Source organism: Pseudomonas sp. 10(2024) (assembly GCF_045164175.1).
GTDB classification, from domain to species: Bacteria; Pseudomonadota; Gammaproteobacteria; order Pseudomonadales; family Pseudomonadaceae; genus Aquipseudomonas; species Aquipseudomonas alloputida.
This window is the reverse complement of record NZ_CP174006.1, coordinates 5,485,492-5,499,250: the sequence shown is the minus strand read 5'-3', so window position 1 is coordinate 5,499,250 and position 13,759 is coordinate 5,485,492. Positions and strand designations below refer to the sequence as shown.

Below are 13,759 nucleotides of genomic sequence, written 5' to 3'. Positions count from 1 at the left end.
AATAGCTGAGAAAGGCCTGGATTTGCGCTCAATCGGATCAAAATTTGCTGAGCGGGCGCTCCGCGCGACCTGTTTTGGGGTGCATGGCGGAGCGTTAGGCGTTGTTATGCACCAATATAGAGCATTGACGCGTCTAGTGTTTCGGACACAGCTGTGCGGTTGCGCGGACCAGGGCAAGGTGGCGTATCGGGTCATTGGTGCGGGCGTGCAGGGCGTTGGCGAGTTTACGCGCGCAGTCCTCTGGAGGGTGCCGGTCGAAGCGCCCCAACTCGAATAGAAGCGTTGCCTGAAGCTTGTCCAGACGAGGTCGCAGTTGGTCGACCAAATCAAGGACGGCTGCTGATGGCCTCTGCTCTAGCGTGACCCAGCGATCGAGCAAGGTGTACTGCATCAGCTTGTTGGCCTCGATCTGGTCGCTGAAGAAAGCTGCGGCGCGTTCGGGGCTGAGGTCATGGTCGGCGGCCTGCTGGCGCACCAGGGCAAGGACTTCGCGCTCGCGCTCGGGCGCTGCTACGGCAAGGTTGTGTTCCCACTTGTGCAGTGCAACCGAGCTGGCCAGGTCCAGTCGGTACTCGATGTTGGATAGGAGTGGGTTGAATTCAGGCTGGGAGGCTTCAGGAGCGATGCAGCCGATCAAGGCAAACGGCAAGCAAAGTGACGTGATGGCCAGGCGCATGGTGTTCTCCATACAGAGGGAGAATGGATTGTGCGCAGTTGACCAACTGCTGCTTGTAGGGGCGTTCTGATTCGCATGTATGAAAACAAAAACGGCCTCCCGAGGGAGGCCGTTGTGATCATGTCATCGGCGCGAGGCGCCAATCAGATCAGCAGCTGTAGTACAGCTCGTATTCCAGCGGGTGTACGAAGGTACGGACCTTGATTTCTTCTTCGCTCTTCAGCTCGATGAAGGCATCGATGAAGTCGTCGGAGAACACGCCGCCCTTGGTCAGGAACGCACGGCCTTTATCCAGCTCTTCCAGAGCTTCTTTCAGGCTGCCGCACACTTGCGGGATGTTCTTGGCTTCTTCTGGCGGCAGGTCGTACAGGTTCTTGTCGGCCGCGTCGCCTGGGTGGATCTTGTTCTGGATGCCGTCCAGGCCAGCCATCAGCAGGGCCGCGAACGCCAGGTACGGGTTGGCCGATGGGTCCGGGAAGCGTGCTTCGATACGGCGGGCTTTCGGGCTGCCAACGTAAGGAATACGGATCGAGGCGGAACGGTTGCGAGCCGAGTAGGCCAGCATTACCGGGGCTTCGAAGCCTGGGACCAGACGCTTGTACGAGTTGGTCGACGGGTTGGTGAAGCCGTTCAGGGCCTTACCGTGCTTGATGATACCGCCGATGAAGTACAGGGCGGTGTCGGACAGGCCGGCATAGCCTTCACCCGAGAAGGTGTTCTTGCCGTCTTTCCAGATCGACATGTGCACGTGCATGCCCGAGCCGTTGTCGCCGTACAGTGGCTTCGGCATGAAGGTGGCGGTACGGCCGTAAGCGTCGGCAACGTTGTGCACGACGTATTTCAGCGCCTGTACTTCGTCAGCCTTCTTCACCAGGGTGTTGAACTTGACGCCGATTTCGTTCTGGCCGGCAGTCGCCACTTCGTGGTGGTGAACTTCAACGGTCTGGCCCATTTCTTCCAGGGCGTTGCACATGGCAGTACGGATTTCGTGGTCGTGGTCGAACGGCGGAACCGGGAAGTAGCCGCCTTTCACGCCTGGACGGTGGCCTTTGTTGCCGCCTTCCACGTCAGCGCCGGTCATCCACGAGCCCTGCTCGGAGAAGATCTTGAACATCGAACCGGAGATGTCCGAGTGGAACTTCACTTCGTCGAAGATGAAGAACTCAGGCTCTGGGCCGGCGAATACGGTGTCACCGATGCCGGTGCTCTTCAGGTACTCTTCGGCGCGCTTGGCGATGGCGCGTGGGTCGCGGTCGTAGCCCTGCATGCTCGACGGGTCGACGATGTCGCAGGTGATGATCAGGGTTGGTTCTTCGGTGAACGGGTCCAGAACGGCGGTTTCGTCGACCGGCATCAGGATCATGTCGGAAGCTTCGATGCCTTTCCAGCCAGCGATGGAGGAACCGTCGAACATCTTGCCGACTTCGAAGAAGTCTTCGTCCAGCGCATCACGCGACGGCATGGTCACGTGGTGCTGAATGCCTTTGGTGTCCGTGAAACGCAGATCAATCCACTTGACGTCATGATCTTTGATGAGTTGAACCGACTTCGACATGTTGTCCTCCGGATGGTCTAGAGCGCGGTGGGCCGCTGCCCTGGAAAAAGGGTGTTGCCGGGCGCGGATAGTCGGCCAAGCTTACCTGCCTCACAAGGGAGCAAATTGCATGCCAGTGCCCGAAAATGGCGAGGGTGGGATAAAAGGGGGCGTTTGCGGGCATTTGGCGTTGGGTTAGCGGGTGAAAGTGCACCCTTACGATGCGTTTTTTGATCGTCTCGCACCAATTGGGTGCGTGACGTGAGTGGTGTGCTAGCTTCTAGGGCCTCTTCGCGGGTAAACCCGCTCCTACGGGCGGGTTTACCCGCGAAAGGGCCGGAACAGGCACTGCAAAACCTGGCCTCTGCATTTATCTCAAAGCTTCTGATCAAAAGTTGGTCAAATCCTGAGCAATTTCCGATATAATTCGCGCCCCTCATTTTCGGCAGGCCCTGCGCGCGCTGTTAACCAATGAAACTTATCGTCAAAGTCTTCCCAGAAATCACCATCAAAAGCCGGCCGGTGCGCAAGCGCTTCATCCGCCAGCTTGGCAAGAACATCCGCAACGTGCTCAAGGATCTCGACCCTGAGCTCGCGGTCGATGGTGTCTGGGACAATCTCGAGGTGGTCACCCGCGTCGAAGACGAAAAAGTCCAGCGCGAGATGATCGAACGCCTCACCTGCACCCCGGGTATCACCCACTTCCTGCAGGTAGAGGAATACCCGCTGGGTGACTTCGACGACATCGTCGCCAAGTGCAAGCACCACTTCGGCCACCTGCTGGCCGGCAAGCACTTCGCCGTGCGCTGCAAGCGCGGTGGCCACCATGACTTCACCTCGATGGACGTCGACCGTTACGTCGGCAGCCAGCTGCGCCAGCAGTGTGGCGCCGCCGGGATCGAGCTGAAAAAGCCTGAAGTGCTGGTGCGCATCGAAATCCGCGACCAGCGCCTGTACGTGATCCACAACCAGCACAATGGCATCGGCGGTTATCCGCTGGGTGCCCTGGAGCAGACCCTGGTGCTGATGTCCGGTGGTTTCGACTCCACCGTTGCGGCCTACCAGATGATGCGCCGCGGCCTGATGACCCACTTCTGCTTCTTCAACCTCGGCGGCCGTGCCCACGAGCTGGGCGTGATGGAAGTAGCCCACTACCTGTGGAAAAAGTACGGCAGCAGCCAGCGCGTACTGTTCATCAGCGTGCCGTTCGAAGAAGTGGTTGGCGAGATCCTCAACAAGGTCGACAACAGCTACATGGGCGTGACCCTCAAGCGCATGATGCTGCGCGGCGCCGCCCATATGGCCGACCGCCTGCAGATCGACGCGCTGGTGACCGGCGAAGCGATTTCCCAGGTGTCCAGCCAGACCCTGCCGAACCTGTCGATCATCGACTCGGCCACCGACAAGCTGGTGCTGCGCCCGCTGCTGGCCAGCCACAAGCAGGACATCATCGACCAGGCCACCGAAATCGGCACCGCGGACTTTGCCAAGCACATGCCGGAATACTGCGGCGTGATCTCGGTAAACCCGACCACCCATGCCAAGCGTCACCGCATGGAGCACGAAGAAAAGCAGTTCGACATGGCCGTGCTGGAGCGCGCTCTCGAGCGCGCCAAGTTCATTTCCATCGACCATGTGATCGATGAGCTGGGCAAGGACATCGAAATCGAGGAAGTGGCCGAGGCGCTGCCAGGCCAGATCGTCATCGACATTCGCCACCCCGATGCCCAGGAAGACGAACCTCTGGTGCTGGAAGGTATCGAAGTCCAGGCCATGCCGTTCTACGCCATCAACAGCAAGTTCAAGCACCTGGACCCCACGCGCCAGTACTTGCTGTATTGCGACAAGGGTGTGATGAGCCGTTTGCACGCACACCATCTGCTCAGTGAGGGACATGCCAATGTGCGTGTTTATCGTCCGACATAAGACGCCGGGGCTGTATGGCGGCAGTATTCGCCATCGCCCTCCCGACCGCCGGGCCCGCTGAGCCTTAAACGGTACATATTGGCCGCCTACACTGGGCGGCAACCGAATCCTCTGATCGAGATACACTTGTGATCGAAAATCTGCGTAACATCGCCATCATCGCCCACGTTGACCATGGTAAAACCACTCTGGTCGACAAACTCCTGCGTCAGTCCGGCACTCTGGAGCGTAACGAGCTCAACGACGAGCGCGTCATGGACTCCAACGACCAGGAAAAAGAGCGCGGTATTACCATTCTGGCGAAAAACACCGCCATCAACTGGAACGGCTACCACATCAACATCGTCGACACCCCCGGCCACGCCGACTTCGGTGGCGAGGTTGAGCGTGTAATGTCGATGGTCGACTCCGTGCTGCTGCTGGTCGACGCCCAGGACGGCCCGATGCCGCAAACCCGCTTCGTGACCAAGAAGGCTTTCGAAGCCGGCCTGAAGCCAATCGTCGTGATCAACAAGGTTGACCGTCCGGGCGCACGTCCTGACTGGGTTCTGGACCAGATCTTCGACCTGTTCGACAACCTCGGTGCCACCGACGAACAGCTGGACTTCAAAGTGGTCTACGCCTCGGCCCTGAACGGCATTGCCGGCCTGGACCACACTGCCATGGCCGAAGACATGACCCCGCTGTACCAGTCGATCGTCGACAACGTACCAGCACCGTCTGTTGACCGCGACGGCCCGTTCCAGATGCAGATCTCGGCACTGGACTACAACAGCTTCCTCGGCGTGATCGGTGTTGGCCGCATCGCCCGTGGCCGCGTCAAGCCGAACACCCCGGTTGTCGCCATCGACACCAACGGCAAGAAGCGCAACGGCCGTATCCTGAAGCTGATGGGTCACCACGGTCTGCACCGCGTTGACGTCGAAGAAGCCCAGGCTGGCGATATCGTCTGCATCAGCGGTTTCGATGAGCTGTTCATCTCCGACACCCTGTGCGCCCCGGATGCGGTAGAAGCGATGAAGCCGCTGACCGTTGACGAGCCGACCGTTTCGATGACCTTCCAGGTCAACGACTCGCCGTTCTGCGGTAAAGAAGGCAAGTTCGTCACCAGCCGTAACATCAAGGACCGTCTGGACAAGGAGCTGCTGTACAACGTTGCCCTGCGCGTTCAGGAGACCGACTCCCCAGACAAGTTCAAGGTTTCGGGCCGTGGTGAGCTGCACCTGTCGGTGCTGATCGAAACCATGCGTCGTGAAGGCTTCGAAATGGCCGTGGGCCGTCCTGAAGTGATCATCCGTGAAGTCGACGGCGTGAAGCAGGAGCCGTTCGAGAACGTCACCATCGACATCCCTGAAGAATCCCAGGGCAAGGTCATGGAAGAGATGGGTCTGCGTAAAGGCGACCTGACCAACATGGTTCCGGATGGCAAGGGCCGTGTTCGTCTGGAGTACAACATTCCAGCCCGTGGTCTGATCGGTTTCCGTAACCAGTTCCTGACCCTGACCAACGGTGCAGGCATCCTGACCTCGATCTTCGATCGCTACGACACCATGAAGTCGGGCCAGATGTCCGGCCGCCTCAACGGCGTACTGGTTTCGGTCGAGACCGGCAAGGCACTGACCTACTCGCTGGAAACCCTGCAGGCTCGCGGCAAGCTGTTCGTTGAACACGGCCAGGAGATCTACAACGGTCAGATCATCGGCCTGAACAGCCGTGACAACGACCTGGGCGTGAACCCGACCAAAGGCAAGAAGCTCGACAACATGCGTGCTTCGGGCAAAGACGAAGTCATCGCCCTGGTACCGCCAGTTCGCCACACCCTCGAGCAGGCCCTGGAATTCATCCAGGACGACGAGCTGTGCGAAGTGACTCCTAAGTCGATCCGTCTGCGCAAGAAGATCCTGGACGAAGGCGAGCGTACCCGCGCAGCCAAGAAAGCCAAGAACTGAGTTAGCTCAGGCTGAATGAAAACGCCCCCGGTCGAAAGGCCGGGGGCGTTCTTGTTTGTCTGGGTTTTTTGTGCTGGTTGTACCGGCCTCTTCGCGGGTGAACCCGCTCCTACGGGATATCCACAAAGGTCAAGACCTGTAGGAGCGGGTTTACCCGCGAAGAGGCCGGTGCAGGCAATAGATCAACGCCCAACCACCTTGGGCTTGTAGGCGCAATACCCCGGGCGCGGTCCGACCTTGGGGTGGTTGCGGCAGGTATCCGGGCGCTTGTCATAAATGGTGCACAGCCGGCTTTTACGATCCAGGTACATGCAGTCGTCGTTGCTCATCCGGGTCAGGGTGAAGATTCCGGACTTCTGGTTGAAGCGCTCGATGATGCCTTCTTTTTGCAGGCGCTTGGCCACGTTCTTGGGTGGTTCGTCTTTTTCGAACTCGTCGACCACGCCGATACGGATCAGATCCTTGATCTTCACCTCCACCGGCAGGGTGCAGCAGGTCGAATGGCAGCCATGGCACATGTTGCTGGTGTAGCGCTGCCAGGTCTCCAGGCGGTCGACTTCGGCCGCGGCGATCAGGGTCGTTTTCATCTTTATAAGGTGGATCACGGTCTTGGGGCGCGCGATGATACCGGAATTGTTCAATTTATGAACAACCTTTTGCCGGAATCGCAGAGTGGGCATGAAAACTGCGAACCGTAACTGTCGCTCTCTGTCGAAGGGTCTAGTCTCAACACTCTCCCTCCGCTTTCGTCAACTTGCCCGAGGATGCCGCATGTCCCAGGAACCCAAAGCACGTGACGCCGAAGTCGCGGATTTTCGCGCTGCTGTACTGAACAAGCTGACCTATGCGGTCGGCAAGGACCCCGAGCACGCCTTCGACCATGACTGGTTCGAAGCCATTGCCCTGGCCGCGCGCGATCACATGGTCGACCACTGGATGGATCACACCCGGCAGGCCTATCGGCGCAGCCAGAAGCGGGTCTACTACCTTTCCCTGGAGTTTCTCATCGGCCGCCTGCTGTACGACAGCCTGAGCAACCTGGGCCTGCTGGACATCGCCCGCGATGCGCTGGAAGGGCTGAATGTGGACCTCGAACGCATTCGCCTGCTCGAGCCGGACGCCGCGCTGGGCAATGGTGGCCTTGGCCGTCTGGCGGCGTGCTTCATGGAGAGCATGTCTACCCTGGGTATCGCTGCCCATGGTTACGGCATCCGCTACGAGCACGGGCTGTTCCGTCAGGCCGTGGTCGATGGCTGGCAGCAGGAACAGACCGAGAACTGGCTGGATTTCGGCAACCCCTGGGAGTTCGAGCGCGCCGAGGTGATCTACCCGATCAGCTTTGGCGGCAGTGTCGAAACGGTGCACGATGCAAGCGGTACCCAGCGCCAGGTATGGTGGCCGGGCGAGACGGTGCGGGCGGTGGCCTACGACACGCCGGTAGTCGGCTGGCGTGGATCCAGCGTCAACACCCTGCGCCTGTGGCGTGCGCGGGCGCTGGAAGAGCTGCACCTGGAGCGCTTCAACGCCGGTGACCACTTGGGGGCTGTGGCTGAAGTGGCGCGTGCCGAGAGCATTTCGCGTGTGCTGTACCCAGCCGACAGTACCGAGGCAGGCCAGGAACTGCGCCTTCGCCAGGAGTACTTTTTCGTCTCGGCTTCGCTGCAGGACTTGCTGCGGCGCCACCTGAACATGCACAAGGACCTGCTCAACCTGCCTGATGCAGCGGCCATCCAGCTAAACGACACCCACCCTTCGATTGCAGTGGCGGAGCTGATGCGGTTGCTGGTGGATCAGCACGAAGTGCCTTGGGAAAAGGCCTGGGAGCTGACTGTCGGCACACTCGCCTACACCAACCATACCCTGTTGCCAGAAGCCCTGGAAACCTGGCCGGTAGCGCTGATGGAGCGCATGCTGCCGCGGCACATGCAGATTATCTACCTGATCAATGCCTACCATATCGATGCGTTGCGGGCCAAAGGCCTGCACGATTTCGACGTGCTGCGCGCGGTTTCGCTGATCGAGGAAGACAACGGTCGAAGGGTGCGCATGGGCAATCTGGCGTTTCTCGGCTCGCACAGCGTCAACGGTGTGTCGGCGCTGCACAGCAAGTTGATGAAGAGCACGGTGTTCTCCGAGCTGCACAAGCTTTACCCGCAACGGATCAACAACAAGACCAACGGCATTACCTTCCGCCGCTGGTTGTACCAGTCCAACCCTCAGCTGACCGAGATGCTGGTCGAGGCGCTTGGGCCGGAACTCAAGGACGACCCGCAGACGCTTCTGGCGGGCCTGGTGCCGTTTGCCGACAAACCCGGTTTCCGCAAGCAGTTCGCTGCCCAGCGGCTGCACAGCAAGCGTGCCCTGGCCAGCATCATTCAGGATCGCATCGGCGTCACGGTCAACCCCGAGGCGTTATTCGACGTTCAGGTCAAACGCATTCACGAATACAAGCGCCAGTTGCTCAACCTGCTGCACACCGTTGCACTGTACCAGGCCATACGCAACGACCCTGGCACCAACTGGGTGCCGCGGGTGAAGATCTTCGCCGGCAAGGCTGCGGCCAGTTACCACCAGGCCAAACTGATCATCAAGCTGGCCAACGATATCGCCCGGGTGGTGAACAACGACCCGACAGTGCGCGGCCTGCTGAAGGTGGTGTTCCTGCCCAACTACAACGTCAGCCTGGCTGAGAGCATCATCCCGGCGGCGGACCTTTCCGAGCAGATATCCACCGCGGGCTACGAAGCTTCCGGTACCAGCAACATGAAGTTCGGCCTCAATGGTGCGTTGACCATTGGCACTCTGGATGGCGCCAACGTGGAGATGTGCGAACAGGTGGGGGCCGACAACATGTTCATCTTTGGCCTGACCTCGCAGCAGGTTGAAGCGCGCAAGCGTGCCGGTGATTTTGGCGCCAATGCTGCCATAGCTGCTTCCAACCGCTTGACCGATGTGTTGCAGGCCATTCGCAGTGGTGTGTTCTCGCCAGACGACCCTTCCCGGTACACCGGGTTGATCGACGGCCTGGTGGCCTATGATCGCTTCCTGGTGTGTGCCGATTTCGATGACTACTGGGATGCTCAGCGCCGGGTCGAGGATCTGTGGCACACACCGCAGGAGTGGTGGCGCAAGGCGGTATTGAACACGGCACGGATGGGCTGGTTCTCGTCGGATCGCACCATTCGCGAATATGCCACCGAGATCTGGAAGGCATTGGATTGAGGTGAGGCCGTTCGCGGGCGCGCCCGCGAATGGACACACAACCAGACCACCGGCCTGGCGAAGGCTGAACTACCGACCTATTGTGCCGTCTGAGAGCCGTGGCGAGTCTCATCACTCGCTAGCCCGTCACTCTCCCTGTAAACTGCGTGGGTTTTTCATCCCCCCAATCCGTTCGGAGCCATACATGTCCCGCGTTACCCTGAGTCGCTATCTGATTGAGCAGACCCGCAGCAACAACACCCCTGCCGATCTGCGCTTCCTGATCGAAGTGGTAGCGCGTGCGTGCAAGGAAATCAGCCACCACGTGTCCAAAGGCGCCCTCGGTGGTGTGCTGGGCAGCATGGGCACTGAAAACGTGCAGGGCGAGGTCCAGAAGAAACTGGACGTGATTTCCAACGATATCCTGCTGGAAGCCAACGAGTGGGGCGGTCACCTGGCTGGCATGGCTTCCGAAGAAATGGACAACGCGTACCAGATCCCGGGCAGGTACCCGAAAGGCGCCTACCTGCTGGTCTTCGACCCGCTGGACGGTTCGTCTAACATCGACGTCAACGTGTCGGTCGGTACCATCTTCTCGGTTCTGCGTTGCCCTAACCAGTACCTGAGCCAGAACGAAAGCCTCAACGAAGAAGCGTTCCTGCAGCCAGGTACCGAGCAGGTTGCTGCCGGTTATGCCATCTACGGCCCGCAGACCATGCTGATCCTGACCCTGGGCAACGGCGTCAAGGGCTTCACCCTGGATCGCGAACTGGGCAGCTTCGTGCTGACTCACGAAAACATCCGCGTACCGGAGACCACCGCCGAGTTCGCCATCAACATGTCCAACCAGCGCCACTGGGAAGCCCCGGTACAGCGCTATGTGGGCGAACTGCTGGCAGGCGAGACCGGCCCGCTGAAGAAGAACTACAACATGCGCTGGATCGCCTCGATGGTGGCCGACGTGCACCGCATCCTGACCCGTGGCGGCCTGTTCATGTACCCACGTGACGCCCGCGAACCAAGCAAGCCGGGCAAGCTGCGCCTGATGTACGAAGCCAACCCGATGTCGTTCATCATCGAACAGGCCGGTGGCGCTTCCACCAACGGTTACGATCGCATCCTCGACATCAAGCCAGAAAGCCTGCACCAGCGTGTGTCGGTGATTCTCGGCTCGAAGGAAGAGGTCGAGCGCGTCACCGCTTACCACAAGGAGTAAGTCATGCTCGCACCTTGGCAGCCGTTGCTGGAATGGTGGTTCGGTTGGGGCACCAGTGCCCAGGCCGTGGCTGACGAGAAGAGCACGCTGTGGTTCGGCAAGCATTACGATGCCGACGCCCATGCGCTGTTTGGCGACCTGGTCGAGCACGCCCTGGCGGGTGGGCTCGAAGAGTGGCAGCAAACCCCGCAGGGCTGGCTGGGCCTGCTGATTTTGCTCGACCAGCTGCCACGCATGATCTACCGCGACACGCCGCGTGCCTTCGACGGCGACCGGCGTGCCCAGGTAGTCGCCATGCAGGGCCTGCAGAAGGGCTGGGACTACCAGTTGCTGCCGATCCAGCGCGTGTTCGTGCTGCTGGTACTGGAGCATGCCGAAGTGCTGGACTGGCAGAACCTGTGCGTGGAGCGTTATCGAATGCTGCTGGACGAACAGCCCGAGGCCAACCGCCGGCTGTTTGAAGGCTTCCTCGACTATGCCGAGCAGCACCAGCGGGTAATTGCCCGCTTCGGGCGCTTCCCGCACCGCAACCTGGTGCTGGAGCGGCCGAGCACCAGCGAAGAGATGGACTTTTTGCTGGAGCCTGGGTCCCGGTTCTGAGGCCCAAGGGGCCTGCTGTGCAGGCATCGCGACGCAAGGCCGCTCCCATTGGGGGCGGCCTTTTTTATTGGGCGCATGATTAATGCTTTGTGATTAATCGCACAGTAGTGGCCATCCGACCAATGGTGTAGGGACATAGGGGGTGGAGCAGGGAACCTGGGAGGGATTTTCACGTCGAAGGTCACTGCAGGCCACTCGCCTGTATCATCTTTCAGGAGTGTCCCTTCATGTCGTTGCGTTCCCTCGCCCTGTTGTCGCTGTGCGTCGTGCTGACTGCCTGCAGCAAGATCAATCAGGAAAACTATTCCAAGATCAAGGCCGGTATGAACAAGGCCGAGGTCGAGCAGTTGCTCGGCACGCCGACCGAGTGTTCTGGCGCGTTGGGCATGAGCAGCTGCACCTGGGGGGACGAGAAGAGCTTCATCAGCGTGCAGTACGCAGCTGACAAGGTGCTGATGTATTCCGGGCAGGGCCTCAAATGAGGCGTGCGTACCTGCTGATGGGGGTATGCCTGGCGTTGCTGCTGGGCGGTTGTGCAGGTTCCGTGCACGACCCGCTGGCGCCGAAAACCGCCGGCCATGTCGACCTCAAGCGCTACCAGGGCAAATGGTACGAGCTGGCGCGCCTGCCCATGCGCTTCCAGGAAGGCTGCGAGCAGTCCGAGGCCCATTACAACCTCAGGCCTGATGGCAGTTATGGCGTGCTCAACCGCTGCCGCACCATGGGTGATGAATGGCTTCGCGCCGAAGGGCATGCGAATATCCAGGAGCCGGGGCACACCGACAAGCTATGGGTCGAGTTCGATAACTGGTTCACCAGGCTGGTACCAGGCGTGGCGCGGGGTGAGTACTGGATTCTTTATGTGGACGAGCACTACCGTACGGCCATCGTCGGCAGCCCGGACCGCAAATACCTTTGGATTCTGTCGCGCACGCCGACACTGCCGGCATGGGAGCGCGAGAACCTGCTGTCCAGGGCGCGGCAGCAGGGCTATGACACCAGCCGCTTGATCTGGCGGGCGTCCGATCAGCAAATAGTAAAGATGCACTGAGTTTTTTGGGGTTGCGTTGCAACCCTTCGCGGGCAAGCCCGCTCCCACAGGTTCTGCGCTGAACCCTGGGCTGCCCCCAAGACGTTTTGTGGGGCAGTCCACCAACCTGTGGGAGCGGGCTTGCCCGCGAAGGGCTGCAACGCAGCCCCGGTACGCTCAGCCCAAAAGCTGGCGCAACACCTTGGCAAACGCCCGCCCGCTTTCTTCTTCTTGGGCATGCCGCCCCTGGCGCACCACCCATTGCCCGTTCACCATGACATCGCGCACCTGGCGATCGCCACCGGCAAAAAGCCAACGGTTGAGAATGGCATCACCCTCCGCCATGGCGATGTAGGGGTCCTGCCCATCGAGCACCAGCCAGTCGGCACGCTTGCCCACCGCCAACTCGCCGACCGCCTGCCCCAGTGCCTGCGCACCACCGCTCAGCGCCGCGTCATACAGCGTACGCCCGACCATCGGCTGGTCGCCGCGATACAGGCGGTTGCGTCGCTGGTCCCGCAGGCGCTGGCCATATTCCAGCCAGCGCAGCTCCTCCACCACGCTTAACGACACATGGCTGTCCGAACCAATGCCCATGCGCCCGCCCTGTGCCAGGAAATCCACTGCCGGGAAGATCCCATCGCCCAGGTTGGCTTCGGTGGTCAGGCACAACCCGGCCACCGCGCCGCTGCGGGCCATGGCAGTCACTTCGTCCGGTTCGGCATGGGTAGCGTGTACCAGGCACCAGCGGCGGTCCACGTCCACGTGCTCGTACAGCCACTGCAGCGGGCGCAGGCCGCTCCAGGCCAGGCAGTCGTCGACTTCCTTCTGCTGTTCGGCGATGTGGATATGCACTGGGCACTGCCTGTCGCTGGCCGCCAGCACTTCGGCGATCTGCCCAGGCCTCACCGCCCGCAGCGAGTGGAAGCACAGGCCCAGTTGCTGCGCCGGTTGCGCGGCCAGCAACGGGAGGAGTTGCGCTTGCAGCTGCAGGTACTGTTCGGTGGAGTTGATGAAGCGCCGCTGCCCGTCGTTCGGTGCTTGGCCGCCAAAGCCTGCATGGCTGTACAGCACCGGCAGCAAGGTCAGGCCAATGCCGCTATCGGCCGCAGCCGCGCTGATGCGGAGCGACAGTTCGGCCGGGTCGGCGTAGGGCTTGCCGGCCTGGTCGTGGTGCACGTAGTGGAACTCCGCCACTGAGGTGTAGCCGGCCTTGAGCATTTCGATGTACAGCTGGCGGGCGATGACCTGAAGCTGCTCTGGGCTGATCTGCCCGACCAGGCGGTACATCAGGTCTCGCCAGGTCCAGAAACTGTCGTTGGGGTTGCCGGCAACTTCAGCCAGGCCTGCCATGGCGCGCTGGAAGGCATGCGAGTGCAAGTTGGGCATGCCGGGCAGCAGCGGGCCGGCCAGGCGCTCGGCGTCTTCGGCCGAAGCGCCAGGCTCGATGCTGGCCACACGGCCATCACTGGCGACCTCGATACGCACATGGCTGGCCCAACCCGTAGGTAGCAGGGCGCGTTCGGCGAAGTAGGCTGACATCGGTGGAATCCTGTTATTGTTAACTTGTATATACATATACAGGCGTTTGCCTGCCGGGTAAACTGCGGCAAGCTACCGCTCATTT

At 60.7% G+C, this 13,759-nt stretch carries 11 protein-coding genes; 7 read left to right on the top strand and 4 right to left on the bottom strand.

The window, feature by feature from the left end; all coding sequences use genetic code 11:
- Nucleotides 1-133: 133 nt before the first annotated feature.
- Together aroQ and glnA are read right to left on the bottom strand one after the other, a co-directional pair.
- Complete coding sequence (gene aroQ, locus ACI7M0_RS24860) at nt 134-676, bottom strand: gamma subclass chorismate mutase AroQ (protein WP_104962703.1); 543 nt, start codon at nt 674-676, stop codon at nt 134-136.
- Nucleotides 677-824: 148 nt separating this feature from the next.
- A complete protein-coding gene (gene glnA / locus ACI7M0_RS24855) occupies nt 825-2,231 on the bottom strand; it encodes a type I glutamate--ammonia ligase (RefSeq protein WP_003249219.1) in 1,407 nt (468 codons plus the stop codon).
- Between the two features lie 450 nt (nt 2,232-2,681).
- Between glnA and thiI the strand changes: the two genes are divergently transcribed.
- Complete coding sequence (gene thiI, locus ACI7M0_RS24850; protein ID WP_003249221.1) at nt 2,682-4,136, top strand: tRNA uracil 4-sulfurtransferase ThiI; 1,455 nt, start codon at nt 2,682-2,684, stop codon at nt 4,134-4,136.
- Between the two features lie 128 nt (nt 4,137-4,264).
- Nucleotides 4,265-6,085, top strand: a complete 1,821-nt coding sequence (typA, locus tag ACI7M0_RS24845) for a translational GTPase TypA (RefSeq protein WP_010955599.1) — start codon at nt 4,265-4,267, stop codon at nt 6,083-6,085.
- A gap of 182 nt (nt 6,086-6,267) precedes the next feature.
- Here the strand turns inward: typA and ACI7M0_RS24840 are convergent, their stop codons facing one another.
- Complete coding sequence (locus tag ACI7M0_RS24840) at nt 6,268-6,672, bottom strand: YkgJ family cysteine cluster protein (RefSeq protein WP_003249225.1); 405 nt, start codon at nt 6,670-6,672, stop codon at nt 6,268-6,270.
- Nucleotides 6,673-6,856: 184 nt separating this feature from the next.
- Here ACI7M0_RS24840 and ACI7M0_RS24835 point away from each other — a divergent pair, with 184 nt between their 5' ends.
- The 5 genes from ACI7M0_RS24835 (at nt 6,857) to ACI7M0_RS24815 (ending at nt 12,153) form a co-directional block, all read left to right on the top strand.
- Nucleotides 6,857-9,307 (top strand): glycogen/starch/alpha-glucan phosphorylase, encoded by a 2,451-nt coding sequence (locus ACI7M0_RS24835; protein ID WP_020190970.1) that lies wholly within the window; start codon nt 6,857-6,859, stop codon nt 9,305-9,307.
- Between the two features lie 184 nt (nt 9,308-9,491).
- The gene (locus ACI7M0_RS24830) at nt 9,492-10,502 is read left to right on the top strand and encodes a class 1 fructose-bisphosphatase (protein ID WP_010955595.1); all 1,011 of its coding nucleotides are present in this window, start codon (nt 9,492-9,494) and stop codon (nt 10,500-10,502) included.
- Nucleotides 10,503-10,505: 3 nt separating this feature from the next.
- Complete coding sequence (locus tag ACI7M0_RS24825) at nt 10,506-11,102, top strand: DUF924 family protein (RefSeq protein WP_104886960.1); 597 nt, start codon at nt 10,506-10,508, stop codon at nt 11,100-11,102.
- A gap of 227 nt (nt 11,103-11,329) precedes the next feature.
- A complete protein-coding gene (bamE, locus tag ACI7M0_RS24820; protein WP_003249234.1) occupies nt 11,330-11,584 on the top strand; it encodes an outer membrane protein assembly factor BamE in 255 nt (84 codons plus the stop codon).
- Nucleotides 11,581-12,153, top strand: coding sequence for a lipocalin family protein (locus ACI7M0_RS24815; RefSeq protein WP_010955593.1), 573 nt, complete (start codon nt 11,581-11,583; stop codon nt 12,151-12,153). The genes bamE and ACI7M0_RS24815 overlap by 4 nt, the downstream gene beginning before the upstream one ends.
- A 156-nt stretch (nt 12,154-12,309) precedes the next feature.
- Here ACI7M0_RS24815 and ACI7M0_RS24810 read toward each other — a convergent pair whose 3' ends face one another.
- A complete protein-coding gene (locus tag ACI7M0_RS24810; protein ID WP_129933743.1) occupies nt 12,310-13,674 on the bottom strand; it encodes a formimidoylglutamate deiminase in 1,365 nt (454 codons plus the stop codon).
- Nucleotides 13,675-13,759: the final 85 nt, after the last annotated feature.

Coding starts and splice junctions, on each gene's coding strand:
- aroQ (WP_104962703.1), bottom strand. CDS start 676: ATGCGCCTGGCCATCACGTCACTTTGCTTGCCGTTTGCCTTGATCGGC.
- glnA (WP_003249219.1), bottom strand. CDS start 2,231: ATGTCGAAGTCGGTTCAACTCATCAAAGATCATGACGTCAAGTGGATT.
- thiI (WP_003249221.1), top strand. CDS start 2,682: ATGAAACTTATCGTCAAAGTCTTCCCAGAAATCACCATCAAAAGCCGG.
- ACI7M0_RS24840 (WP_003249225.1), bottom strand. CDS start 6,672: ATGAAAACGACCCTGATCGCCGCGGCCGAAGTCGACCGCCTGGAGACC.
- ACI7M0_RS24835 (WP_020190970.1), top strand. CDS start 6,857: ATGTCCCAGGAACCCAAAGCACGTGACGCCGAAGTCGCGGATTTTCGC.
- ACI7M0_RS24830 (WP_010955595.1), top strand. CDS start 9,492: ATGTCCCGCGTTACCCTGAGTCGCTATCTGATTGAGCAGACCCGCAGC.
- ACI7M0_RS24825 (WP_104886960.1), top strand. CDS start 10,506: ATGCTCGCACCTTGGCAGCCGTTGCTGGAATGGTGGTTCGGTTGGGGC.
- bamE (WP_003249234.1), top strand. CDS start 11,330: ATGTCGTTGCGTTCCCTCGCCCTGTTGTCGCTGTGCGTCGTGCTGACT.
- ACI7M0_RS24815 (WP_010955593.1), top strand. CDS start 11,581: ATGAGGCGTGCGTACCTGCTGATGGGGGTATGCCTGGCGTTGCTGCTG.
- ACI7M0_RS24810 (WP_129933743.1), bottom strand. CDS start 13,674: ATGTCAGCCTACTTCGCCGAACGCGCCCTGCTACCTACGGGTTGGGCC.